Origin of the sequence: Mesorhizobium loti CJ3sym (genome assembly GCF_000472785.1) — a bacterium.
GTDB lineage: Bacteria > Pseudomonadota > Alphaproteobacteria > Rhizobiales > Rhizobiaceae > Mesorhizobium > Mesorhizobium loti_E.
In genome coordinates this window covers 180,048-204,637 of the sequence record NZ_AXAL01000012.1, presented here as the reverse complement: position 1 = coordinate 204,637, position 24,590 = coordinate 180,048, and the positions used below count along the sequence as shown (strand labels likewise).

At 63.5% G+C, this 24,590-nt stretch carries 18 protein-coding genes; 5 read left to right on the top strand and 13 right to left on the bottom strand.

The window, feature by feature from the left end:
• A complete protein-coding gene (locus A3A9_RS0118590) occupies nucleotides 1–1,791 on the bottom strand; it encodes a ShlB/FhaC/HecB family hemolysin secretion/activation protein (protein ID WP_245279070.1) in 1,791 nt (596 codons plus the stop codon).
• Nucleotides 1,792–2,150: 359 nt separating this feature from the next.
• Here A3A9_RS0118590 and A3A9_RS0118585 point away from each other — a divergent pair, with 359 nt between their 5' ends.
• Together A3A9_RS0118585 and A3A9_RS0118580 are read left to right on the top strand one after the other, a co-directional pair.
• Nucleotides 2,151–3,017, top strand: coding sequence for a hypothetical protein (locus tag A3A9_RS0118585; RefSeq protein WP_033838666.1), 867 nt, complete (start codon nucleotides 2,151–2,153; stop codon nucleotides 3,015–3,017).
• A 137-nt stretch (nucleotides 3,018–3,154) separates the two neighbouring features.
• On the top strand, nucleotides 3,155–4,021 hold the full coding sequence (locus tag A3A9_RS0118580) for a hypothetical protein (protein ID WP_027060119.1): 867 nt from the start codon (nucleotides 3,155–3,157) through the stop codon (nucleotides 4,019–4,021).
• A gap of 236 nt (nucleotides 4,022–4,257) precedes the next feature.
• On the opposite strand, the gene amaB is transcribed toward A3A9_RS0118580, so the two are convergent.
• The 10 genes from amaB to A3A9_RS0118525 all read right to left on the bottom strand — a co-directional run bounded on the left by amaB (nucleotide 4,258) and on the right by A3A9_RS0118525 (nucleotide 19,172).
• Nucleotides 4,258–5,772 (bottom strand): L-piperidine-6-carboxylate dehydrogenase, encoded by a 1,515-nt coding sequence (gene amaB, locus A3A9_RS0118575; RefSeq protein WP_027060118.1) that lies wholly within the window; start codon nucleotides 5,770–5,772, stop codon nucleotides 4,258–4,260.
• Nucleotides 5,773–5,945: 173 nt separating this feature from the next.
• Complete coding sequence (locus A3A9_RS0118570; protein ID WP_027060117.1) at nucleotides 5,946–7,220, bottom strand: RNA polymerase sigma factor; 1,275 nt, start codon at nucleotides 7,218–7,220, stop codon at nucleotides 5,946–5,948.
• Nucleotides 7,217–7,591: a YciI family protein gene (locus tag A3A9_RS0118565; RefSeq protein WP_027030781.1), complete on the bottom strand. Its 375-nt coding sequence runs from the start codon at nucleotides 7,589–7,591 to the stop codon at nucleotides 7,217–7,219. Before A3A9_RS0118565 ends, A3A9_RS0118570 begins: the two co-directional genes overlap by 4 nt.
• A 108-nt stretch (nucleotides 7,592–7,699) precedes the next feature.
• Entirely contained in the window at nucleotides 7,700–8,791 is a 1,092-nt protein-coding gene (locus A3A9_RS0118560; RefSeq protein ID WP_027060116.1) for a DNA topoisomerase IB, read from the bottom strand.
• Between the two features lie 372 nt (nucleotides 8,792–9,163).
• Entirely contained in the window at nucleotides 9,164–10,042 is an 879-nt protein-coding gene (locus A3A9_RS0118550; protein WP_152536130.1) for a glycosyltransferase family 2 protein, read from the bottom strand.
• A complete protein-coding gene (locus A3A9_RS0118545) occupies nucleotides 10,039–10,977 on the bottom strand; it encodes a glycosyltransferase family 2 protein (RefSeq protein ID WP_027060114.1) in 939 nt (312 codons plus the stop codon). The genes A3A9_RS0118550 and A3A9_RS0118545 overlap by 4 nt, the downstream gene beginning before the upstream one ends.
• Nucleotides 10,978–11,124: 147 nt before the next feature.
• Nucleotides 11,125–12,009, bottom strand: a complete 885-nt coding sequence (locus A3A9_RS0118540) for a transglutaminase family protein (protein ID WP_027060113.1) — start codon at nucleotides 12,007–12,009, stop codon at nucleotides 11,125–11,127.
• Between the two features lie 71 nt (nucleotides 12,010–12,080).
• Entirely contained in the window at nucleotides 12,081–14,486 is a 2,406-nt protein-coding gene (locus A3A9_RS0118535; protein WP_027060112.1) for a circularly permuted type 2 ATP-grasp protein, read from the bottom strand.
• 6 nt (nucleotides 14,487–14,492) lie between these two features.
• On the bottom strand, nucleotides 14,493–17,852 hold the full coding sequence (locus A3A9_RS0118530; RefSeq protein ID WP_027060111.1) for a DUF2126 domain-containing protein: 3,360 nt from the start codon (nucleotides 17,850–17,852) through the stop codon (nucleotides 14,493–14,495).
• A gap of 123 nt (nucleotides 17,853–17,975) precedes the next feature.
• The gene (locus tag A3A9_RS0118525; protein WP_027060110.1) at nucleotides 17,976–19,172 is read right to left on the bottom strand and encodes an acyl-CoA dehydrogenase; all 1,197 of its coding nucleotides are present in this window, start codon (nucleotides 19,170–19,172) and stop codon (nucleotides 17,976–17,978) included.
• 103 nt (nucleotides 19,173–19,275) lie between these two features.
• Here A3A9_RS0118525 and A3A9_RS0118520 point away from each other — a divergent pair, with 103 nt between their 5' ends.
• From A3A9_RS0118520 to A3A9_RS0118510, 3 genes are read left to right on the top strand one after another with little or no spacing between them, the layout of a single operon-like run.
• On the top strand, nucleotides 19,276–20,172 hold the full coding sequence (locus A3A9_RS0118520; RefSeq protein ID WP_027060109.1) for a LysR family transcriptional regulator: 897 nt from the start codon (nucleotides 19,276–19,278) through the stop codon (nucleotides 20,170–20,172).
• Nucleotides 20,173–20,225: 53 nt separating this feature from the next.
• Entirely contained in the window at nucleotides 20,226–20,480 is a 255-nt protein-coding gene (locus A3A9_RS0118515; protein WP_027060108.1) for a type II toxin-antitoxin system ParD family antitoxin, read from the top strand.
• A 3-nt stretch (nucleotides 20,481–20,483) separates the two neighbouring features.
• Nucleotides 20,484–20,795 carry a type II toxin-antitoxin system RelE/ParE family toxin gene (locus A3A9_RS0118510; protein ID WP_027060107.1) on the top strand — a complete coding sequence of 104 codons (312 nt, stop codon included), beginning with the start codon at nucleotides 20,484–20,486 and terminating at the stop codon, nucleotides 20,793–20,795.
• 92 nt (nucleotides 20,796–20,887) lie between these two features.
• Here the strand turns inward: A3A9_RS0118510 and A3A9_RS0118505 are convergent, their stop codons facing one another.
• A complete protein-coding gene (locus A3A9_RS0118505) occupies nucleotides 20,888–23,212 on the bottom strand; it encodes a Tex family protein (RefSeq protein ID WP_027060106.1) in 2,325 nt (774 codons plus the stop codon).
• A 188-nt stretch (nucleotides 23,213–23,400) separates the two neighbouring features.
• Nucleotides 23,401–24,582 (bottom strand): serine hydrolase domain-containing protein, encoded by a 1,182-nt coding sequence (locus A3A9_RS0118500; protein WP_027060105.1) that lies wholly within the window; start codon nucleotides 24,580–24,582, stop codon nucleotides 23,401–23,403.
• Between the last annotated feature and the right edge of the window lie 8 nt (nucleotides 24,583–24,590).

Sequence of the window (24,590 nt, the reverse complement as noted above, 5' to 3'; positions counted from 1 at the left end):
CTAGAACTGGATAGCGCCGGAGAGCGAAAAGCGGTCGCTGATCGGGACATGGTCATCGCGATGCTGGCGGCCCCATTCCAGCGTCAGGCTGGCATTGGTGGCATCGGCGGCCAGTGCGGTGCCGATCTTGAGACCAAGGCCATAGGACGCACCGACAATGCTGGCGCTTTCCAGCGCGGTCGGCATTTCGAGATGGACCTGGCCAACGGCGCCGAAGACATAGGGCGACAGCCAGACGATGCCGCCGGTGAACGGCACGTACCATGGCGAGGACACCTCGCCGCGCACCACATAGCCGGAATCACCTTGCAGGGCGCCGGCGTCGAAGCTCGACAGGCCGTTGGCGCCGACCAGGCCGATCTGCTCCGACTGCAGCAGCGGCTTGCCGAACGAGGTCTGCGCGCGGGCATAGAGATCGAGACCGAGATGGGCGGCCAGCGGCTGGCTGTAGCTGGCCTGGACCTCCAGCTTCTGGAAGGCGGCGTCCGCCCCCTGCCGCGACAGCGGCAGCAACGGTGTGGCGTCGGCGGCGGAGCGCGCACCGAGCCCGTCAATACCGAACGAGGCCACGACATTGCCGGTGAAGACCCCGCCGAGCGGCGTGAACCAGGTCGCGTCCGTGCCGAACCTGACGATCCTGAGCCGATCCTCGGCGATCGGCAGCGAGATCGGCGTCACCGCATTAAGAAAATCGTTCTGCGCGTCGAAAGAGAGCTCGCTGCTGATGGTCAGTTCGCGGCTGCGGATCCAGGGATAGCGAAGCCTGGCCGAATAACGCTCGAATTCACTGCCGAAGCCGAGCGTGCCGGGTTCGGCGGTCGGGTTGGCGCGTGTGCGGGTCGCTTCCAGATTGAGGGTCAGCCCGTCATAGCCGATCGGCAGGACGATGCCGGCGGCATAGTTGCGGTTGCGTGGACCGTCGGTGAAGACGCCATTTTCGCCACCATTGGGATAGCCCCCAGCGCGCACATAGATGAGTTCGCCCAGGCCAAGCAGTGAGTTGAAGTCGACGCCGACACCTGTCGACCAGCGCTGCAGCGACGGCGACAGCGAGTTATCCACGGTCACCTGGCCACCTATCGGACGGTATTTTCCGTCGATGACCAGCACGCTGGCGCCCTTCACGGTGCCGGCCTGCAAGGTCGAGCGCAACCTGGCGCCTGGTGTGTCGCCGGCCAAAAGCAGCTTGCGCTCGATCGCCGACAGCTTGATGCTTTTTTGCCCGACCAGCGGCGAAAGCGTTGCCTCGACCCGTCCGCGTATGCGCACGGGCAGGTTGCTGGTGTCGATCCGCTCCAGATAACCGTCGATGACGACGAGCCTGAGCCGTGCGCCATCGTTGAGCTTCTGCGCTGGCAGCACGACCCGAACCAGCGCGTAGCCGGCGCGGCCATATGCGGTCTCCAGCGCCCGCGCCGCGGCAAATATCTCCGCCGCCGTCACCGTGCGATGGGCAAGGCCAGCGACGATCTTGCGCGTCGCCTCGGCCATCTCGGGCAGGCCACCTTCGACACTGACATCCCTGAGCTTGACCTTGAGCTTTTCGGCACCCGCCGGCGCCTCGAGGCCCGAACCCTCTGGGATGGAGACGCCTGCCGTGCTGGCTTGCGACGGCGGCCGGAAGCTTGGCGGCGTGATCTGGCTGGCGGTCTGGGCGAATGCACCCGACTGAACCGACAGGCATGCCGAGGCGGCCAACACGGCCAGCCATGTTCGACGCGCCGACGACCCGCCGAAAACAGGCGGACCGTCGGCATTTTTGCCAATCGCGATCTTCTTTCGATAGTTCACTCAATCACTCGCATTTCGAAGTAGAACGCGGCAAAGCTTCGCCGCCGCGCGATGTCTCATCGCTCGTCAAAACCACGGTTGGTCTGCACTCTTGTCCGAAAGGCGTGCCCCCGCCGGTCGGATGAGGCGGAAACTATGCCTGGCCCTTATGAAGGTCAATTCAACGGGCGGCGGTTCGGCTGACTATTATTGGGAGGGGTTTTCCAAGCTATAGCAATCAGTTAGCAAGTTGCGCCGCCAACCTGTCGCACTTTGACCGGTCCTGTCCTCGGCATTTGGTACCTCTGGACACAGGTGTTGAAGGTTGAAAAATGGGCAACGAAACTCTGCTGTCGGAGTTGACTCGGAAGAGCAGGAGGATGGCGCTGAATTTGGAAGATATTGCCGGCCATCCGGCGTTGCATCGCTTCGTTCAGGAGCAGTCGCTGGCGTTGATCCGGATCTATGAGGAGAGCCCGCGTCTGGCTTCCATTTTTGCCACACAGCAGCGCTGGCTGATGGGTCACGTCGGCCTTGCCATGCACTTCAGGCGCGACCCGAACGACCGCCGCAAGGAATTGACCGTATCGCGTTTCATCGAGGTCGTGCACAAGAACGCGGTCGCCAGCCGCAACACAGCGGACGCCTTCATCAAGGAGATGCTGCACTACAACATCGCCGAGTATGTCGCGGGCGGGGATGGTCGCACGCATCCCCTGCAGCCAACGGCGGCCACCATTGAGAGATTCACCGGCTGGGTGGTTGCCCATCTGCGCACGCTCGACCATATCGATGGCGGCGACCGGCTGGCCAGATATCTGGGCCGGCCTGACATGCTGGCCACGCTGCAGCCCCTGGTGGCCGACGGCCTGCTTGCCTCAAAGCCGGTGCGCGAACCCAACCAGACCTTTTCGCTTTTCATCTGGCTCAACAATGGCGGTATCGTCATGGACTGGCTGATGTCGGGCATCGATCCCGACCATGCCGGCCTGGAGCGGATTCCGACCAGCGTGGTTTCGATCGGCGACTTCGCCAAATGGCTCAAGCTGTCGCGGACCCATCTTGGCCGCAAACTGCGCACCGCAGAGGAACTCGGCAGCATTGGCTGGCTTGGCCAGCGCGGCCATTCGGTGATGTGGGTGTCGCACGGGTTCTACGAGGAATACATGACCGTCCAGGCCGCCAAGCTGGCCGTTGTCGACAGCGCCTTCGAAGCCTGTTTTCCGCCATTGCCGGGCGGCTGCTGAGCAGCGCCACTTCGGCAACTTACGCTCACTGTACACATTCAACCACTATTCGCAGCCAGCGTCTGGACACAGGCAGCGAAGGCTGAAAATGTATTTTTGCGTCTTCGCGGCAAGGGGGCTTATCGCAGCGGGGGAGAATGGCGCTGACGTTGGAGGAAATTGCCGGCCATCCGGCACTGCATCGCTGTGTCCGCGTCCAGGCGCAGGCGATGAACCAGACCTATGAGACGAACCCGCGGCTTTCCTCGGTGTTCGCCACGCAGCAACGCTGGCTGATGGCGCATATCGGTCTCGCTTTGTATTTCAGGCGCGAGCCCGACGACTATCGCAAGGAACTGACGGCGGCACGTTTCATCGACGTCATCCGCCAGAATGATGTGGCCAGCCGCAACACCGCCGACGCTTTCATCAAGGAAATGCTGCACTACGGTTTCATCGAATATGCGCCCGCGACACAGGACGGCCGCATCCGCCCTCTGCACCCGTCGGTGGCCTCGCTGGAGCCGGTTACCCGCTGGCTGATGGCACATCTGCATACGCTGGACAGTCTCGACGGTGCGAACCGCCTGGCCATGTTCCTGGCACGGCCGGACGCGCTGGCCATGGTGCAGCCGGGGATTGCCGATGGCTTGCTCTCGTCCAATCCGGTGCGTGAGCCCAAGCAGACGTTTTCCCTGTTCACCTGGCTCAACAATGGCGGCGTCGTCATGGACTGGCTGATAGCGGGCGTCGATCCGGACCATGCCGGCCTCGACCGTATCCAGACGGGTATCCTGTCGATCGGCGACTTCGCCAAATGGCTCAAGCTGTCGCGAACCCATCTGGCGCGCAAGCTGCGCGATGCCGAAGACCTCGGCAGCATCGGCTGGCTCGGCCAACGAGGCAATTCGGTGATGTGGGTGTCACGCGATTTCTACGGGGAATACATGACCGCCCAGGCCGTGAAACTGGCCATCATCGATGCCGCCTTCTTCGAAGCCTTTGGTTCGACGGCAGGCCGCTAGACGGTACGACGTCCCCCGTGGGGGGGATGCACGAATCCGTTATGCCCGCTAGCACTCCAATTGCCGCCATGCACGGCGCTATGATTGGAGAGGGACCTGAATGAAAAAACGTTACGAAAAGCCTACGCTGGACAAGCGTCAGAAGCTGTCCAGCGTCACAGCCGTCTGCGGCCCGTCATGTACATAGACTGATCGCCGGTAACACGCGCACCTGCGAGAAACAGGCCCCGGCGTTCTCAATCGATGTCGAATGAGACGCCCTGGGCAAGCGGCAGCGCCTTGGAATAGTTCACCGTGTTGGTGGCGCGGCGCATATAGGCCTTCCACGCATCGGAGCCGCTCTCGCGGCCACCGCCGGTTTCCTTCTCGCCGCCAAAGGCACCGCCGATCTCGGCTCCGGATGTGCCGATATTGACGTTGGCGATGCCGCAGTCTGAACCATCGACACCGAGGAACCGCTCGGATTCCTGCAGGTCGCGGGTGAAGATCGACGACGACAGGCCGGCACCCACCGCATTGTGCTCGTCGAGCACGGCGTCGAAATCAGAATATTTCATCACATAGAGGATCGGCGCGAAGGTCTCTTCCGTCACCGGCGAGACCTGCTTCGGCATTTCGACCAACGCCGGATGCACATAGTAGGCATCGGGATGGCCGTTCTCGACCCGCGTGCCGCCGGTCACCTTGCCGCCATGGGCGGTGGCCTCCTTCAATGCCTTCTGCATGGCATCGAAGGCGACCTTGTCGATCAGCGGCCCGACCAGCGAGGAAGTCTCCAGCGGGTTGCCGACCGAGACGCTTTCGTAAGCCTTCTTGAGACGGGGAACCAAGGCGTCATAGACGCCGTCATGCACGAACAGGCGGCGTAGTGTCGTGCAGCGCTGGCCTGCCGTGCCCATGGCGCCAAAAGCGATGGCGCGCAAAGCCATATCAAGGTCGGCGGTCGGGCAGACGATGCCGGCATTGTTGCCGCCGAGCTCCAGTACGGCGCGGGCAAAGCGCTTGGCCAGGCGCGGCCCGACATCCCTGCCCATGCGGGTCGAGCCGGTGGCCGAGACCAGCGGCACCTTGGGATGGTCGACCAGGATCTCGCCGACGGCGCGGTCGCCGATCAGCACGGGCGCGAGGCCCTGCGGCGCGTCGGCACCGAAACGCTTCACTGCGCGGGCAAAAATCGCCTCGCAGGCAAGCGCCGTCAGCGGCGTCTTTTCCGACGGCTTCCACACCACGGCGTCGCCGCAGACCAGCGCCAACGCCGCGTTCCACGACCACACCGCGACCGGGAAGTTGAAGGCCGAGATGACGCCGACCACGCCCAGCGGATGCCAGGTTTCCATCATGCGATGGCCCGGACGCTCGGTGGCAATGGTCAAGCCGTACAATTGCCGGGAGAGACCGACGGCAAAGTCGCAGATGTCGATCATTTCCTGCACTTCGCCCAGTCCCTCGGACGGGATCTTGCCGACCTCGATCGATACCAGCCGGCCAAGCTCGGCCTTGTGGAGGCGCAGTTCCTCGCCGAGCAGGCGCACCAGCTCGCCGCGCCGTGGACCCGGCACCATCCGCCAGGACTGGAACGCCTTATGGGCGGCATCGATGGTCTTGGCCGCATCGGCCGGCGAGATTGTCTTCAGCGCCGCGATCTGCTCGCCCGTCACCGGGCTGCGCACGATCAGATCGCCGCCGGTCAGCCCGTCCTTGGCTACGCCCAGTTTCGCAAGCAGCTCGGCCGTTTCCTTCGCTATGGTCATGTTTGTCCCTTTCAGATCCGATCATATGGCGTCGGGTCAAAGCCCCGCGCCATGCCGCCCGCGTGCCGAATGGCACTTCAGGCACAGTCATGGCGTGGCATTACTCGTTTCAAGGGAAAATCGCCACCCCGGCATGGTCCAAGGCCAAGTTACACGATTGAGCCAGAAGACGCTCAGTTCGCCTTTTTCGCCGGCGCGCGTACGGCGCCGTCCTTCATCAGCCGGTCGATATGCATGCGGATATGAGCTGCCTCAGCCGCCGTATTGGCCAGCGCGATGGCGCGGTCGAAGGCGATACGCGCCTCCTCGCCCCGGTCGAGCTGCATCAGCAGCCCGCCCTTGAGGCCGAAGAAGTGGAAATAGCCGGCAAGCCTTTCTTCCAACGGCTCGATCATGGCGAGCGCCTCTGCCGGTCCGCGCACCTTGGAGACCGCAACCGCCCGGTTGAGCGTGATGACCGGCGAGGGCTGCATCTGCTCGAGCAAGCGGTAGAGCAGGTCGATCTCCACCCAGTCGGTATCCTCGGCCCTTTCGGCCCGCGCATGCAGCGCGGCAATCGCCGCCTGCACCTGATAGGGGCCGGGCTTGCGATGACGCAAGGCCTTGTCGACCAGTGCCAGTCCCTCGTCGATCATCTTGCGGCTCCACAGGCCACGGTCCTGGTCCTCGAGCAGCACGATCTCGCCGTCTTCGTCAAAACGCGCCGGGGCGCGCGCGTGCTGCAGCAAAAGCAACGCCGTCAGCCCCATGATTTCCGGTTCGGTCTGGAACAGCCGCAGCAGCAGGCGGGCAAGCCGGATCGCCTCCTCGCATAGCGGCGCGCGAGCCGGCGCCTCGCCGCTGTTGGTCGAATAGCCTTCGTTGAAGATCAGGTAGACCATGGCCGCAACCGCCGCGAGCCGCTCCGAGCGCTCGACAGAGCCTGGCGTTTCGAATGGCACACCGGCGTCAGCAATGCGCGCCTTGGCGCGGGTGATGCGCTGTTCCATGGCGCTCTCGCCAACCAGGAAGGCACGCGCGATCTGCTTGACGGTAAGACCGGAGACGATGCGCAGCGCGACAGCGATCTGCTGCGTTGCCGGCAGATCCGGATGGCAGCAGATGAACAACAGCCGCAAGATGTCGTCGCGGTAATGCGCGCCATCCAGCCGTTCGGCGATGTCGCTCTCGGCATCTTCCAGATCGGAGATCTGGTCTTCTTCCGGCATCGGTGCCTGCTTGGCGCGCTTGCGCACCGCATCGATGCCGCTGTTGCGGCCGACAAAGATCAGCCAGGCCGCCGGATCGCGCGGCGGCCCGTTCTGCGGCCAGTTCTTCAGCGCCCTCAGGCACGCGTCCTGGAAAGCTTCCTCCGCCGTATCGAGATTGCGGAAATAGCGCAGCAGCGCACCCATCGCCTGCGGACGGGCAGCACTGATCGCCGAGCTGATCCAGGCAAGTTCGGTCATACCGCTACCTTGGTGGGATTGAAGATCGAGACCGGCCGGATTTCGTAGGAACCGCCGCTCGGGTTGACCTCGGAGAGCTCACGGGCGAATTCGACGGCCTCGTCGAGATCGGCACATTCGAGCGTGTAGAAGCCGAGGAACTGCTCCTTGGTCTCGGCGAACGGCCCATCGATGACGACCGATTCGCCCTTGACCTTCCTAAGCGTCGTCGCCGCCGTGGTCGGCAAAAGCCGTGCCACGGGGCCAAGCCGGCCGGCTTTGGCGTACTTGTCCTGGACATTGAGGAGATTGGCCATGACTTCGTCGTCCTGCGCCTTGCTCCACGAGCTGACGACGTCTTCGGAGGCATAGCAGAGGATGGCGTAGAGCATGTCAGGTCCTTTTCCGTATCAAAGGACGAAACAGTAGGACCGATCCCGACACGACGTCGATAAAAAAATCTGACCGCTGTGGCTTTGACAGTCGTCAGTCGCCGCGAGTCAGCTTTCGTGCGTTTTCAGCCACCGAAGCACTAGCGCCTCTTCCTCGTCGAGACCGTCTATCGAGCGTTTTCGTTTGTTGGCCTCGCTCATCTCGCCGAGCAGCCGCCCTTGCGACCAGGCCTCGAAAACCTGTGGGTGGATGTAGCATTTACGGCAGACGGCGCGTGTGTTGCCCAGCCGCTCGGCCACCTTGTCGATGACGCTGTTCATCACCCGCTTCTGCTGTGCCTGGCTTTCCGGCAGTTCCGTCTGCGCAAACAGCGACGCGGCATGGATGGTGCCGCCCCAGGTGCGGAAATGCTTCGAACTGAACTTGTCGCCAACCGCCTCGCGGATATAGCGGTTGACGTCGTCAGAGCGGACCGGGCGCCTGTTGCCATCCTCGTCGAGATACTGGAACAGTTTCTGCCCCGGCAGGTCCTGCGCGCCCCGAACGATCCCGGCGATGCGGCGATCGACCAGCTTCAGTTTCCATTCCTTGCCTGACTTGCCCTTGAAGGCAAAGCGCAGGCTCGATCCCTTGATGTCGACATGGCGGTCGCGCAGTGTCGTCAGGCCAAAACTCTTGTTGTCCCTGGCGTAGGCCGCATTGCCGACACGGATCATCGTGTTGTCCAGCAGCCAGACGACCGCGGCGACAACCCGCTCGAACGGCAGGCCGTGACGGCGCAAATCGCTGTCTATCGTGTGCCGCAGCTCGGCCAGGCTTTCGGCAAAAGCCACGAGGCTCGAATATTTGACGCCGTCGCATTGTTCGGCCCATTGCGGATGATAGCGATACTGCTTGCGCCCCCGTTGATCCCTTCCGGTCGCCTGGATGTGGCCATCCGCGTCAGGCGAGATCCAGACATCCGTCCATGCCGGTGGGATGACGATCGCGTCGATACGCGCCTTGACAGCAACCGAGACCGGTCGCCCGTCCGGCTTCTTGTAGGAAAATCCCTTGCTTGCCTTCAGCCGGCGTATGCCTGGCTCGGCGTCGCTGACATAGGTCAGGGAAGCGTCCCTGGCGGAAATCTGCGCCCGTCCCTGTATGGTGTTTTCCTGCCCGGTCGATCGACCAACGTGCGGCTGTGATTTGTCCAGCATGTGTACTCCACCGGATTTATCGGAAGATAAGCAACGGATGGGCTGCTGGTTCCGGGGCGGGGCCGAAAAAGCTATCCTTGGGACTCGGCCGTTATATCGCCATCCACATCCCGCCATCATCGATATGCGGTGGCTGATAGTCGCGACCAGGCGCGATTGTCTCCAAGCGAGCATGCCTCTCGTCTGTCAAATAGTCGTATCCAATGTCCTGCATCTCATGTTCGGGATCGAAATACCGGTAGAGGCTTGTCGGCCTGAGCGTCGCCTGGGCTCAATGCGCATCGTAGCGGTAGCTGAACGCCGCTAGCGTTCTCGTGCGCGTCCAGAAAAACCTGTCGCGCCGCCACCGCCTCGGCTTGCTATGGCAGTTAATCATCCTGTCTTTTTCAGGTCATTTTTCAAGCGATCGCGAGCGCCCAAATAGATGCCAAGAGACTTCGCAAACAAGGCCAACACGACAATCGGCATCGAACGCATGGCGAAGCTCAACTCCGGTCCAGACAGCCCGATCCTCGCCAGTTTTCGAATCTGCCGCCGATCCCTGAAATTGTTGCGGGCAAGTCGAAAGGGCTTGGCCCCGGTCGTCCCGATGTAACAGGCGCCACTGCGATAGCCGCGCCTGTACTGGTCGAAGAGCAAACCACGCAATCGCGTTTCGTTGCGATGGATCGTTCTTATCTCCGGTCCCCAGGCCGGCTCAAGCTCCGGGGGCAGCCGTGCGAGAAACTCGGTGTCCTCGGCAACCCGCATCGATTCGTCGAACAGGCCGTATTCCTCGAACAGCCGCCGGTCGAAGGAGACGCCGTAGCGCAGCGCCAGTTCCGCGGGAAGGCCTGGAAGACGGCGCGCGAACAGCGCGAGATATGCGGCGCAGGCATAGGGATTGCGAGGATGGCTGTTAGAAATCGCGCTCGAAACCGTGGCAGTCCCCGCAAGGTGCCGGCGAAGCCGTGCCGCCGCCCAACCCGGGCAAGCCAGGCAATCGTCGGCAAGGAATGCAACGAAGGGCGCCTGCGTGGCAACAATCCCGACATTGCGCGCGGTCCCAACGAATACCCGCTTTGCGATTTCAATCACCGGCACATCGATGCCGGCATCGTGCAGAAGCGATTTCGCATCCCCTCCACCAGAGTTGACTACAAGGATCTCGAGGGGCATGCCCTGATCGATAAGAGATTTGACTGAACCGACGATACTTGCCGGGGCTCGACACCCGATTACAACAACCGCCAATTCTGGCTCGGCTGTCATAAAGCACTTTGCAAGTGAATTCCTGACCGCGAAAACCAGCGTCGGGACCCGATCTTCACCTTGTAGCGCACACAGCGCCAGGCATCCGACCGTCGCTTCGGCGCGGCCACGGCCACCGCTAGGAAACGCGCGGCCGTGTCCAGGTCACCGCGCGCATAGTGGACGCGGGCGATCTTGAGGGCGACCAGCCCCTCCCTTGTCTTCAGCGCCGAGACGGGGATGTTGCAATCGGTGAGTGTGCGCAGCTCCCGGCGCCAATCCAGGAAGCGCTTCACCGGCTTGATCGTAAAACGATCGTCGGAGCGCATCGGCGAGACCTCATAGACCATAACAGGCCGCTCGATCATGGCCAGCGACGCCGTGCTCATCAGCCGCGCCCAAAACAACGTGTCCTCATCATAGGCCAGCCCGACAGGAAACCGCGTTTGGCCGATCAGGTGCCGCGATGCAAGCACACTGCCCACCGCGACCGACCTGATATCACCTTTCACATAGGCCGCGGCGTTTGCCAGACAGCCGGTCTGATATCCGTTCGGCACCTTGATCTGCCGGTCCTGGCCATTCACCCGACGCCGGTAAGCGCCAACGATCATGTCGGCTTTTGGCCGGCGTTCGGCCTGCTGGAGCAGCGCCCGCAAGCCGTTCTCAAGATGCAAATCGTCAGCATCGATCAGGTACACCCAGGGATGCAGCACCTGCGCCAGTGCAACGTTGCGCGCGCCACCAGCATCGCGACAATTGGCCGGCAGCACGCGCAGCGGCAGGGACAATTTCGCAGCGGCCTGCATCGCCACGGCAGCTGTACCGTCTGAAGATGCATCATCGACGAGAAGTATCTCGCCGATAACCCCGACCTCGCTGGCGAGCGACGCCAGCGTCGAAGCGATGGTCTTCGCCGCATTGTGGGCAGGAATGACGACGCTGACCGCTTTCAATACCAAACCCCGCGCCCGCGCATCAATACTGCAACTATTGGTCGCCTCGAAACCAACCTAAGGTAGCTGCCACTTCACCATTTGAGAAGTCACCTTTGTTGGTGCTGAATTGTACCCAAGGGTCACCTGGTGCGGACCCGTCCGCTTTCACGCCTTTTCGAGCGCGACCGGAATGACGTCGACAGCCTGCTCACCGACCTGTCCGCCGGTGGTTTTCAGCACGCCGACGATCGGCGCGACATCGGAATAGTCGCGGCCAAAGCCGACGGTGATGTGGTCGTTGCTGGCCCGCATGCCGTTGGTCGGGTCGAACTCCTGCCAGCCGGCATCGCGCCCACACCATACCTTAACCCAGGCATGCATGGCATCGGCGCCCTCCAGCCGGGGTTTGCCCTTCGGTGGAATGGTGCGCAGGAAGCCGCTGACATAGCCTGCGGGAATGCCGAGACCGCGCAGGCCGGCGATCATGATGTGCGAAAAGTCCTGGCAGACACCACGCTTCAATTTGAAGGCATCGCTGGCCCGGGTCCGCACCGTGGTCGCCTCGCCGTCATAGGTGAAATCGCGATGGATGCGGTTGCAGAAATTCATCGCAGTGCCGATGGCCGAGTTGCCGACGCTGTCTCGCGCATAGGCGGTGATCGCCGCATCGATGCTCACATGGCCGCTGGCGACCAGAAAATGATGCGGCGAGGCCGGCCCCAAAGACCGCGTCGCAGCCAGCTCCTGCTTGAGCCGCCCGATATCGGGCGACACGTCGAGCCCCGGCTCGGGCCGTGACACCGATATGCGTGCGCTCATCCTTATGTCGAGCGCATCATGGGCGTCGCGAAAAGCGATCGAGGTGACGTTGTTGCCGAAAAAGTCCGAGAAATCAGAACGTTCATTGGGCGCAGGCGAAAAGGAGAGCGAGGCGGCGATAACACGCTGCACCCCTGATATCGTCGATGGCAGCACGCGTATCTGATGGCGGCCGCCACCGGCAGCGGCCGCGTAGTCGTAATGAAGATGAAGCCTGATGTCGTAGAGCATGTTCTGCTTTTCTTGTCCTGCCACAGGTTGTTTTGGCACGGGTCCTTGTCGCAAAACCGTGCCGAAGCTGCTTATCCGAAATAGGCCTTGGCGAGGATGTTGTAGAGACCGCCTATTTCATACGCGAGATCGTCCAGCGCCTTTGCCGTCATGTCCGAAGGCTCCTTGATGGCGATGGCGGTGTTGAGCTGCAGGATCTCTTTCGCCGCCGGCGACATGTGCCCCTCGCCGCCAACCGATGGCAACAGGCCGATCTCGGCCTTCAGCCTTTCGAGCTGGAAAAGGATGGAGCGCGGGTTGAGCGGGTCGAGCGCCAGGAGATCGATCACCGTGCGCCGGCCAGACTGCACCGGATATTGCCGGCGATGGGTCATCACGCTGTCGCCGATCTCCAGCATCATGTCGAGCGCTCCATCCGGCGCTTTGGCGCGGGTCAGCCGGGACAGCGTGCGGGCAATCTGGATGCCGCGCTCCAGCCGCCGGCCGATTTCGAGGAACCGCCAGCCAGCGAAGCGGTACATGTTCTCGTGCAGCAGGCCGGAGAAGCCGGCGAGCTTTCGCAGGATCACGGTCATGGCCCGTGTCGCATCGTCGCCGGGCGCCACTGTCGTGGCGAACTGATGGATGGTCTTCGACAGGTCCTTGAGCGCCAGCCAGCCATCGGGCGAGAAACGGTCTCGGATCTGCCCGGCACTGTAGACCGCGCTGTCCAGCGTGCCGATCAGTCCAGACGGGATCGCCGTTTCGACGTCGATGCCGAACGGTGCGAGATAGTCCCTGATGTCGGCCAGCAGCGGCATGTCCGGGTCGGAGGTCTCGGCCAGCCGCACATGATAGGCGCGCAAGATGCGCACCGTGTCTTCCGAGCGTTCGATATAACGGCCAAGCCAGGTCAGGTTCTCCGCCGCGCGGCTGGGCAGGCTGCCCGGCCTGGTGCGGCTGAAACTGTCGCCCTCCTGTGGCAGCAGCGTTTCGCGCTCCACCGGCCGATCGCTGACCACCCATACATCGGCCGCCTGGCCGCCGCGCTGCATGGCGATCGCGGTTGGGTCAAGCGACAGGCCAACCCGAGCAAACCCGCCCGGCATGACTGTCCAGCCCTCCGGGGTTCGCGCCAGATAGACGCGCAGGCTGGCCGGCCGCGGCTCCAGCCAGCCACCGACAAAGACGGGCGTCGTCGACAGCGTCACCGCTTCCTGGCCGACAAAGGCACCGCCGTCGCGTTCGATGCGCGCCAGCAGCTCGGCCCGCTCCCCGGCCGACAACGCCGAGCCGAGCGTGGTCTGGCCATCATCCTCGAAGGCAAGCCGCGTCGACAGCGCCGGCCCGATCACCATGCGGTCGATATTGGCAAGCACATGGGCCCGTTCGGCCTCCTGCCCGCACCACCACGTCGCGACGCTTGGCAACAGCAACTCCTCGCCGCGCAATTCGCGTACGATTTTGGGCAGGAAGGCGAGCAGCGCCCGCGTTTCCATAAGGCCCGAGCCCAGCGCATTGACGGTCGCGACCGCACCCTGGCGGATCGCCTCGACCAGGCCCGGCGTGCCGATCTGCGAATCCGAGCGCAGTTCAAGCGGGTCGGCGAAAGCGGCATCGAGCCGCCGCCACAAAACGCTGATCGGCATCAGGCCGGAGACGGTGCGCACCATCAGCCTGCCGCCGGAAACGGTCAAATCCTCGCCTTCGAGCAGCATGATGCCGAGATAGCGGGCGATGTAGGCGTGTTCGTAATAGGTCTCGTTGAGCGGCCCCGGCGTCAGTATGGCGACCCGGCCGTCGGTGGCCATGCCGATCAGCGCATCGCGAAAGCGGCGGAAGAAGCCGGCAAGCCGGTGCACATGCATCTCCCCATAGATGTCGGACAGCGCGCGGGTGGTGGCGACGCGGTTTTCCAGCGCAAAGCCGGCGCCGGACGGCGCCTGCGTGCGGTCGCCAAGCACCCACCACTGGCCGTCAGGCCCGCGGCCGAGTTCGAAGGCGCAGAAATGCAGGAAATGGCCATTAGCCGGGATGGTGCCCACGACAGGCCGTAAATACTCGGGACTGGCGGCGATCAGCCCCGCCGGCAGGATGCCTTTCTCGACCAGCCGGTTACGCCCATAGATGTCGGCGACGGTTTCCTCGAACAACTCGGCCCGCTGTACGAGCCCGGCGCTGATCGCGGCCCATTCGGCGTCTTCGATGAGCAGGGGTACATGCGCCAGCGGCCATTCGCGCTCATTGGCGCCCGCCTTGTCGTAGACACGGTAGTAGACGCCGGCATCGCGCAGATACTGGTCTGCGCGGGCAAATCGCTGGCCGAGCTTTTCGGCACCGAGATCATCGAGCGCCTCGATGAAACGCTTCCAGACCGGACGCGGATTGCCCGACGCATCGACCATCTCGTCGACGACGCCGTCAATCGGCTGGTAGTGCTCCAGCAGGCTGTGGATCTGCGGCTTGCCGCGTACCCGCTTGTGATTCCCCTTTGCCATGTCCGATCACAGTCTGGGTGGACGCCGAAGGTCAAGGGTCATGGGGAAATCTTCCGTGGGTTGTTCTTCGCGCAGCATATAGCCTGACGGCGTATGGCCGCGCGGCTCGAAGCGCGCGAGCCGTCGCGCTTCCGCCTCGTTGCCGTTGACCGGGAAGGTGTCATAACTGCGGCCGCCGGGATGGGCGACATGGTAGACACAGCCGCCGACCGCCCGTCCCGACCACCGGTCATAGATGTCGAACACCAGCGGTGTGTTGACCGGCAGCGCGGGATGCAGGCCCGAAGCCGGCTGCCAGGCCTTGAAGCGCACACCCGCCACCGCGACCTCGCGGTTGTCCGTCACCTTCATCGGCACGACGCGGCCGTTGCAGACGATCGCGTGGCGCTCCGGGTTGAGGCCTTCGGTCCTGACCTGCAGCCGCTCGACCGAGGAATCGACGAAGCGCACTGTGCCGCCAATCGCGCCCTGCTCGCCCATCACATGCCAGGGCTCCAGCGCCTGCCGCAATTCCAGCTTGATGCCGGCATGCTGGACCTCGCCGCAGAACGGGAAGCGGAATTCGAGCTGAGCGTCGAACCATTCGGGGCGGAATTCGAAGCCATTTAGCTTGAGGTCGTCGAGCACGTCGAGGAAGTCAGCCCAGACATAGTGCGGCAGCATGAAACGATCATGCAACGAGGTGCCCCACCGCACGAAGCGACCATCGAGCGGGTTTTTCCACGCACGGGCAATGATCGCCCTGACAAGCAATTGCTGCGCCAGCGACATGCGCGCATTGGGCGGCATCTCGAAACCGCGGAACTCGACCAGTCCGAGCCGGCCGGTCGGGCCGTCCGGCGAGAACAGCTTGTCGATGCAGATTTCCGAGCGGTGCGTGTTGCCTGTGACGTCGGTCAACAGATTGCGGAACAGCCGGTCGACCAGCCACGGCAAGGGCGCCGCGCCCTGGTCCGGATGCGGCACCTGCGCCATGGCGATTTCGAGCTCGTAGAGCGAATCGTGACGCGCCTCGTCGAAGCGCGGCGCCTGGCTGGTCGGACCTATGAACAGGCCGGAGAACAGATAGGACAGCGAGGGACGCCGTTGCCATTGCAGCACCAGGCTCTTCAACAGGTCGGGCCTGCGCAGGAACGGGCTGTCATTGGGTGTCGCGCCACCGACGACGACATGGTTGCCGCCGCCAGTGCCGGTATGACGGCCGTCGATCATGAACTTGTCGGCGCCCAGCCGCGTCTGCCGCGCCTCGTCATAGATCGCCGTGGTTGTCGCCACGCAATCCTGCCAGTTGGAAGCCGGATGGATGTTGACCTCGATGACGCCGGGATCGGGCGCCACGCGGATGACGTTGAGGCGCGGATCGTGCGGCGGGCCATAGCCCTCGATATGCACGGGAAGGCCAATCGCCTTGGCGGCGTTCTCGGCGGCGGCGACCAGTTCGAGATAATCCTCCAGTGCCTCGACCGGCGGCATGAAAACGCAGAGCCTTCCGTCGCGCGGCTCGACGGAGAGCGCCGTGCGCACAGCGCCACCGATCTCGGTGATCTCCTGTTCGACTCGGTCCTGCTGGCCAGTCGCTGCGGTGAAGGACGCCGCCTGCTGGCGCCGCGCCATTTCGTCGGCGCCTTCGAGTTCGGCCGGAGCGGCGGGGGGCAGGATGGCCTCACGTGCCGGCAGCGCCCCGCGCGGCAGCGATGGATCGACCGGCACGATGTAGGGGAATTGTGCCGGCGGCACATAGGGCAGCGTGCCGAGCGGCAAGCGGTAGCCGACCGGCGAATCGCCAGGCACCAGGAACAGCCGGCCACGCCGCGTCTTCCATTTTTCCGAGCGCCAGCGCGGTCCAGACGCCTGGCTGTTCCAGCGCTGCACCGGCAGCACATAGCCGGACGGCTTGGTCAGGCCGCGCTCAAACACTTTCGCCATGCGGCTGCGTTCTTCCGGGTCCTCCAGCTTGGAGTTGGATGGGTCGACATTCTCCGGCAGCTTGCCTTCCTTGAGCAGCCACTCGGCCGGATCCTCATAGGCTTCGCTGACCATGGTTTTTTCGATGCCAAGCTCGCCGGCGATCGCCGTGAGCAGGCTTTCGGCCTGTTTCGGGCCGATATCGGCCGAGCTCTTTTCCCGCGCGATCAGCGACGGGTCGCTCCACACCGGCTGGCCATCAGCACGCCAGTAGAGCGAGAAGGTCCAGCGCGGCAGGCTCTCGCCCGGGTACCATTTGCCCTGGCCGTAGTGGAGAAAGCCGCCCGGCGCGAAGCGCTCGCGCAGCTTGCGGATCAGCGCATCGGCCTTTTCACGCTTGGTCGGGCCAACGGCGGCAGTGTTCCATTCGGCGGATTCGAAGTCGTCGATCGACACGAAAGTCGGTTCGCCGCCCATCGTCAGCCGCACATCCCCGGCCGACAGTGCGGCGTCGACCTTGTTGCCCAGCGCGTCGAGCGCCCGCCAGCTTTCATCGGAGAACGGCTTGGTGATGCGCGGATGTTCGGCGATGCGGTCAACGCGCATCTCGAAGCCGAATTCGACGTTGGCAAAGCTCGCCATGCCCGAAATCGGGGCTGCGTTGCGGAAATGCGGTGTCGCGGCAAGCGGCACATGGCTTTCGCCGGTCAGCAGGCCGGAAGTCGGATCGAAGCCGATCCAGCCGGCGCCGGGAAGATACACCTCGCACCAGGCATGCAGATCGGTAAAATCGACTGATGTCCCAGCCGGCCCGTCGAGCGCGACAAGGTCGGGCTTGAGCTGGATCAGGTAGCCGGATACGAAGCGCGCGGCGATGCCGAGATTGCGCAGGATCTGCACCAGCAGCCAGCTCGAATCCCGGCAGGAGCCCTTGCCGGCGGCCAGCGTTTCCTCCGGCGAGAACACGCCGGTCTCCATGCGCACGATATAGGCGATCTCGCGCTGCAGCCTGGCATTGAGATCGACGAGGAAATTAACGGTGTTGGGGGCGCTGCGGTCGACAGTCCTGAGGAAGGCCTGGAGCAGCGGGCCTGCTGGCTCAGGTGTCCGGTAGATGGCGAGATCGTCGCGTATCTCTTCCGGGTATTCGAACGGAAACGCCTCGGCCGACGGTTCGACGAAGAAGTCGAACGGATTGTAGACCGTCATGTCGGCGACTAGATCGACCTCGATCTTCAGTTCCGTCACCGGCTCCGGGAAGACGAAGCGGGCGAGGAAGTTGCCGTAAGGGTCCTGCTGCAAATTGACGAAATGGTTTGCCGGCTCGACCTTGAGCGAATGGCTCAACACCTTGGTGCGGGAATGCGGCGCCGGCTGCAGCCTGATGATCTGAGGCCCGAGAACCACCGGCCGGTCGTATTTGTAGTGGGTCAGGTGGTAGACGGCTGCCAGAATTGCCATGGGGCCCCGGATTTCAGCGTTTCAAACGAAGTCGCTGAACCCTGACACATCTGCTGGCCATTCTCCAAGCAGAGATGTTGCGGTGCACCTAATTTAAGCAGGCGCTGCCGGTTGAGCACAGCTTTAGAAAAACGCCTGAATGCCCGTCTGCGCCCTGCCGAGGATCAGCGCGTGCACGTCATGCGTGCCTTCATAGGTGTTGACGGTTTCCAGGTTCTGCGCGTGGCGCATGACGTGGTAGCCGATCTGGATGCCGTTGCCGCCATGCATGTCGCGCGCCTGACGGGCGATGTCGAGCGCCTTGCCGCAATTGTTGCGCTTGACGATCGAGATCATCTCCGGCGCCATCTTGCCTTCATCGAGCAGGCGCCCGACGCGCAACGAAGCCTGCAGGGCCAGCGCGATCTCGGTCTGCATGTCGGCGAGCTTCTTCTGGTAAAGCTGCGTGCCGGCCAGCGGCTTGCCGAACTGCTTGCGGTCGAGACCATACTGGCGGGCGCGGTGCCAACAATCTTCCGCCGCACCCATCGAGCCCCAGGAAATGCCATAACGGGCCCGGTTGAGGCAGCCGAACGGGCCGCCAAGGCCCTTGGCGTTAGGCAGCAGCGCGTCTTCGCCGACCTCGACACCTTCCATCACCACTTCGCCGGTGATCGACGCACGGAGGCTGAGCTTTCCCCCGATCTTCGGTGCCGAAAGGCCCTTCATGCCCTTTTCCAGCACGAAGCCGCGTATCTCGTCCTTGCCGTTCTCGCCCTTCAGCTTCGCCCAGACGACGAACACGTCGGCGACCGGCGCGTTGGAAATCCACATCTTGGAGCCGGAGAGCTTGTAGCCGTTGGCGGTCTTTTCGGCGCGTGTCTTCATGCCGCCCGGGTCGGAACCGGCATCCGGCTCGGTCAGGCCAAAGCAGCCGATCCATTCGCCGCTGGCGAGCTTGGGCAGATATTTCTTGCGCTGTTCGTCCGAGCCATAGGCATAGATCGGATACATCACCAGCGACGACTGCACCGACATCATCGAGCGATAACCGGAATCGACACGTTCGACTTCCCGCGCCACCAGCCCGTAGGTGACGTAGTTGGCGCCGAGCCCGCCGAATTCTTCCGGGATGTTGATGCCGAGCAAGCCGGCATCGCCCATCTCGCGAAAAATCGCCGTGTCGAAGGTCTCGTTGAGGTAGGCGTCCTCGATGCGTGGCGCGAGCTTGTCGGCGGCAAAGGCCGCCGCGCCGTCGCGCACCATGCGCTCCTCTTCCGAAAGCTGGTCCTCGATCAGGAATGGATCTTCCCAGACGAATGCATTCTTGTCGGCGGCCATGGCTTCTCGGTCCTTGAAACGGGTGAAGCCCGGCTTATCGGCCCGTGGCCCTAAAAAATCAAACGAAATTGCTTCACCGATCAATGAGCGTTAGGAATGGATCATGAGTGTCCAGCGCCGCCTCCTGCCCAACATCAGCGCCCTCGCCGCCTTCGAGGCGGTCGCCCGTCTTGGCAGTTTCACCGCCGCCGCCCAGGAGCTGGATTTGACTCAAGGGGCGGTTAGTCGGCAGATCAGGCTGCTGGAGGATCAGTTCGGGCGCCGTCTGTTCGAGCGCGACAGCCGCAATGTCCGGCTGTCGACAGCAGGCGAAATCTACGCCGAAGCCGTGCGTTCAGCGCTTGGCCAGTTGCGCGATGCAGCCTTGGGATTGATGAGCAATCGGCATAGTGGCATCCTGAACCTGGCCATATTGCCGACCTTCGGCACGCGCTGGCTGATGCCGATGATCCCCGACTTTGTCGAAAACAACCCTGATATCACCATCAACTTCGTTACCCGCGTCGGCCGCTTCGATTTTGCCAGGGAGAGGCTGGATGCGGCCATCCACTACGGCCTGCCGGACTGGCCGGAAGCGGACTCCACGCTGCTGGTGCGCGAAACCGTGGCGCCGGTGGTATCACCCGAATTCCTCGCCGGCCGCGCCGTCGCCACGCCGTCCGACATCGGCCGCCTGCCGCTGCTGCACATGGCAACGCGGCCTGGCGCCTGGACCGAGTGGTTCGAACATCAGGGCCTGAGCGCGCCGACCGGACCCGGCATGCAGTTCGAACAGTTCGGCACCGCCGCCCAGGCCTGCATGGCGGGGCTCGGCGTGGCGCTGTTGCCCCTGCTTCTCATCGCGGGCGAATTGCAACGCGGCCAGCTTGTACCTGCGCCCGGTGAGCCCATGCAAAGCCGCAGCGCGTACTATCTCGTCGTCCCCCACGACAAGCGCGGCCATCCGCCCGTCGCCAGTTTTCGCGATTGGCTGCTAACACGTGTCCACCGGCAGATTTGATTTGGCCGATTTATCAAAATTTGATAATTTTGGATAAAATGAAAGGATAACCCATGCCTGCAAGTTACAGTATCGGCCCCCGCTATGAGACATTGGTCCGCGAATTGGTAGAGAGCGGCCGATATGCCAGTGCCAGCGAAGTCGTGCGCGATAGCTTGCGCCTGCTGGAAGAGCGCGAAGAACAGCGCGAGGCAAAGCTTGCGTCGCTGCGGGAGGCCATTCGCAAGGGCGTGGAAAGCGGTCCGGGCATCCCAGCCGACCAAGTGTTCAAGCGGCTGGAAGCAAAATACAGCGGCGGAAAGCCGTGACCGATGGCGGTCATATTTGCGCCAGCCGCCGCGCAGGATGTCCAAGAGATCGGCGACTACATCCATGCTGAAAACCCAGCCGCGGCTCACCGCTTCATAGCTGCGCTCAGGGAACGTTGTGGCCGTATTGCAGACGTGCCGGGTGGCGGTGTTCTCCGCCCCACACTTTGGCCCGGCCTGCGCTCCATCGCATTTCAGCGCTATGTGATATTCTACACCGCCGACGGCGACGACGTCCGTATCGAGCGCATTTTGCATGGCACCCGTGACATCCCGACAATTCTTGAGGGCGGGGAGCCGAGCAATGAGCCCTGAACATATCCCAGCTTGTCGCTTCGACCGGAAAACCCAATGTGCGTCGTATGAATCTCATCTGACGCAGGCGTGCTGGGCGCCGTCGTAAGCAGCTACTTCCGCTTCAGCGCATCGGCCAGCGCCGCACCGAACGCGCCTTGCTGTGCCGGTCGCTCCGGCTGGCGTTGTGGCGCCGGTGAACGTGGCGCCGACCTGCCGCCACCATTGTCGCGCGGCCCGCCTTTGGATGCACCGCCCTCGCCGCCATCCTTGCGCATGGACAGCGCGATGCGCTTGCGCTTGATGTCGACGTCGACGACGCGCACCTTGACCACGTCGCCGGCCTTGACCACCTCATGCGCATCCTTGATGAAACGGTCGGCCAGTTGCGAGACATGCACCAGCCCGTCCTGGTGGACGCCAATGTCGACGAAAGCGCCGAAGGCCGCGACATTGGTGACCGTGCCTTCCAAGAGCATGCCGGGCTTCAGATCCTTGATGTCGTCGACGCCGTCGGCAAAGGTCGCCGTCTTAAAGCCGGGGCGCGGGTCGCGGCCGGGCTTTTCCAACTCGGCAAGAATGTCGCGCACCGTCGGCAGCCCGAAACGCTCGTCAACGAAGACGCGTGGGTCGAGCGCCTTGAGCGCGGCGCTGTCGCCCATCAGCGAACGCACATCGCGGCCGCAGGCGGCGACGATCTTCTTGGCCACGCCATAGGCTTCCGGATGCACCGACGAGGCATCGAGCGGCTCGCTGCCATTGGCGATGCGCAGAAAACCGGCGGATTGTTCGAACGCGCGTGGCCCAAGCCGTGGCACCTTGAGTAAATCCTTGCGGCTGGCGAAAGGCCCGGTCGCATCGCGATGCGCGACAATGGCGTCGGCGAGCGACGCGCCCAGCCCTGAAACACGGGCCAGCAATGGCGCCGAAGCGGTGTTGAGGTCGACACCGACAGCGTTGACCGCATCCTCGACCACCGCTTCCAGCGAGCGGCCGAGCCGATACTGGTCGACATCGTGCTGGTACTGGCCGACGCCGATCGACTTGGGTTCGATCTTGACCAGTTCGGCCAGCGGATCCTGCAGCCGCCGCGCGATCGACACCGCACCGCGCAGCGACACGTCGAGGCCGGGGAATTCCGCCGCCGCCGTTGCCGATGCCGAATAGACCGAGGCGCCCGCCTCGCTGACGATCACCTTCAGCGGCTTCGGCCCGCCATCGGAAGGCATATCGGACAGCATGTCCGCCACCAGCTTCTCGGTTTCGCGGCTGCCGGTGCCGTTGCCGATCGAGATCAGTTCGACCTTGTGCAGGCGGATGAGCTTAGCGAGTTCCGCCTGCGTGCCGCGCACATCGTTCCTGGGTGGAAACGGATAGACCGTCGTCGTCGTCAGCACCTTGCCGGTGCCGTCGACCACCGCCACCTTGACCCCGGTGCGGATGCCGGGGTCGAGCCCCATCGTGGCCCGCGAGCCGGCGGGCGCTGCAAGCAGCAAATCCTTGAGGTTGCGGGCAAAGACGTGGATCGCCTCTTCCTCGGCGCGCTCACGCAGGTCGCGCATGAGGTCGAGCGTCAGGTGCAGCGACAGTTTTATGCGCCAGGTCCAGCCGGCGACATCCATCAGCCAGCGGTCGCCCGGCAGAGTGCCGCCAATGGCATAGGCATTGGCGATCATCCGCTCGACCGGCTTCACCGCCGACGTGTCGTCGGCATCGACCTCGATGTCGAGCGACAGCACCTCTTCGTTGCGGCCGCGCAGCATGGCCAGAGCGCGATGGCTCGGCACATTGGCCCAGCGCTCGACATGGTCGAAATAGTCGGAGAATTTCGCGCCGGCCTCCTGCTTGCCGTCGACCACCCGGGCACGCATGAAGGCGCGATCCTTCATATAGGTGCGCAATTTGCCGACCAGATCGGCATTCTCGGCGAACTGTTCCGACAGGATGTCGCGCGCGCCGTCCAGTGCCGCTTTGGCATCGGCCACCTCTTCGGTGACATAGGCGAGAGCCAAATCGGCGGGCACCAGCGAACGGTTGGCAAGAATGGCTTCCGCCAAGGGTCCCAGCCCGCGCTCGCGGGCGATCTCGGCCTTGGTGCGGCGCTTCGGCTTGTAAGGCAGATAGATGTCTTCCAGCTCCGCCTTGGTGGCGGCGGCGACGATCTTGCCCTCGAGCTCCTGCGTCAGCTTGCCCTGCTCGCGGATCGAGCCAAGGATGGTGTCACGGCGGGCGTCGAGCTCACGCAAATAGGCGAGCCGTTCCGCAAGGTCGCGCAGCTGCGTGTCATCCAACCCGCCGGTCACTTCCTTGCGGTAACGCGCAACGAACGGCACCGTCGCGCCTTCGTCGAGCAGTTCGATCGCCGCCGCCGCCTGTTCTGGCCGCGCCTTGATCTCCGCCGCGATGATGGCTGCGATGCGCTTTATGTCGGAGGCCATGTCATTCCCACTCCAAGCAATTCCAGGAAAAGTGTGAAACGGTTTTCCGTCCGGAATTGCGTCAAACCACTCTGATCGAAAAGAGCGGCGACCATAGGCGTAGATACCCGCCTCGCCAACCGCGACGTTTTCAACCGTCGCAGGCGGTCCACAGGAAAGCACGCGGCAACAAAACCGCGCCAGATGGTTCAGATCATCCGGCTCAGCGCCTCGAAGAACGCGACAAGCTCAAGATCCAGCGGATCGTCGACCGGCTCCGGCTGTGACGACATCTTGGCAATGACGACTTCGGCCCTGGGATCGACATAGAGCCACTGGCCATGGATGCCGATGCCGCAATAGGCGCCATTCTCGTGCCCAGTCTGGTACCATTTGTTGCGGTACCGGCCTTTGGGAAACAGCGGCAGCATCGCGCCGCGCTGCCAGGCGTCGGCGCTGCCGCCGGTGCTGACCGTGTCGCGCACCCAGGCTTCCGAAACGATGCGGCGGCCATTGGCGGTTCCACCTTGCCGCATCATCTCGCCGATGCGCGCCAGGTCGCGCGGCGTTACCGAAATGCCGCCAGCGGTGCGCGCCGTGCCTTCCATGTCGACGCCGATCGAGGCTTCACTGACGGCGCCAAGCGGCAGCCACAGCTTCTCGCGCATCAGGTCGGTGAAACGCTGGCTGGAAGCGCGTTCGAGCAGCAGGCCGAGCAGGTCGGAATTGGGCGAGCGGTAGCGGAAGGTCTGGCCATGCGGCTCCGCAAGCCGCTGCAAGGTCAGGATGAATTGGCGCAGGCTTTCGGAGCCACCGCCCGGGTTCCACAGCGTGGCGCGGCGGTAGCGGGCAAAGGCGCTTTCGGGATCGAGATAGGCCTCCTCGAAATCGAGGCTGACGCTCATGTCGAGCACATGCCGCGCGGTGGCATCGCCATAGGCCGAGCCAACGGCTTCGGGAATGTACTGCGTTACCGGCGCTTCCGGATTGAACACCCCCTCGCCTTCCAATATGCCGGCGATGATTGATGTCACCGACTTGCTGATCGAGAAGATGATGTGGCGGGCGCCGAAATCCATATGCGGCGCGAACCAGTCGCCAATGATCTTGCCGCCCTTCATCACCGCCAGCGCATCGGTGCTGGAGCGCGCGAGGAACTCGGCCACCGTCTCCGGCGCGCCGGCGACCGAAACCTTTTCGCCAAGCAGGCCACCCATGTCTTGTATGGGGGAGTCGGTCCCACCCGGGGTTGCCGTCACGCGCGCCGTCGGCACCAGTTCGCCGAGGTTCTGGAACGACCATCGGTTGAACGGGTTTTCCCGCCAATTGGCGAGCAGCACTTCGTTGCGGCGGAAGCCGTAGCGGGTCTCGAACGCGGTCTTGCCAGTCATGGCGTTTC

Bases quoted from the DNA above. Each gene is read 5' to 3' on its own strand.
- A3A9_RS0118565 (WP_027030781.1), bottom strand. From the start codon at position 7,591: ATGCTCTACGCCATCCTCTGCTATGCCTCCGAAGACGTCGTCAGCTCG.
- A3A9_RS0118500 (WP_027060105.1), bottom strand. From the start codon at position 24,582: ATGACTGGCAAGACCGCGTTCGAGACCCGCTACGGCTTCCGCCGCAAC.
- A3A9_RS0118515 (WP_027060108.1), top strand. From the start codon at position 20,226: ATGCCTGCAAGTTACAGTATCGGCCCCCGCTATGAGACATTGGTCCGC.
- A3A9_RS0118585 (WP_033838666.1), top strand. From the start codon at position 2,151: ATGGCGCTGAATTTGGAAGATATTGCCGGCCATCCGGCGTTGCATCGC.
- A3A9_RS0118550 (WP_152536130.1), bottom strand. From the start codon at position 10,042: ATGACAGCCGAGCCAGAATTGGCGGTTGTTGTAATCGGGTGTCGAGCC.
- amaB (WP_027060118.1), bottom strand. From the start codon at position 5,772: ATGACCATAGCGAAGGAAACGGCCGAGCTGCTTGCGAAACTGGGCGTA.
- A3A9_RS0118520 (WP_027060109.1), top strand. From the start codon at position 19,276: ATGAGTGTCCAGCGCCGCCTCCTGCCCAACATCAGCGCCCTCGCCGCC.
- A3A9_RS0118560 (WP_027060116.1), bottom strand. From the start codon at position 8,791: ATGCTGGACAAATCACAGCCGCACGTTGGTCGATCGACCGGGCAGGAA.
- A3A9_RS0118530 (WP_027060111.1), bottom strand. From the start codon at position 17,852: ATGGCAATTCTGGCAGCCGTCTACCACCTGACCCACTACAAATACGAC.
- A3A9_RS0118570 (WP_027060117.1), bottom strand. From the start codon at position 7,220: ATGACCGAACTTGCCTGGATCAGCTCGGCGATCAGTGCTGCCCGTCCG.
- A3A9_RS0118525 (WP_027060110.1), bottom strand. From the start codon at position 19,172: ATGGCCGCCGACAAGAATGCATTCGTCTGGGAAGATCCATTCCTGATC.
- A3A9_RS0118505 (WP_027060106.1), bottom strand. From the start codon at position 23,212: ATGGCCTCCGACATAAAGCGCATCGCAGCCATCATCGCGGCGGAGATC.
- A3A9_RS0118580 (WP_027060119.1), top strand. From the start codon at position 3,155: ATGGCGCTGACGTTGGAGGAAATTGCCGGCCATCCGGCACTGCATCGC.
- A3A9_RS0118535 (WP_027060112.1), bottom strand. From the start codon at position 14,486: ATGGCAAAGGGGAATCACAAGCGGGTACGCGGCAAGCCGCAGATCCAC.
- A3A9_RS0118510 (WP_027060107.1), top strand. From the start codon at position 20,484: ATGGCGGTCATATTTGCGCCAGCCGCCGCGCAGGATGTCCAAGAGATC.
- A3A9_RS0118540 (WP_027060113.1), bottom strand. From the start codon at position 12,009: ATGCTCTACGACATCAGGCTTCATCTTCATTACGACTACGCGGCCGCT.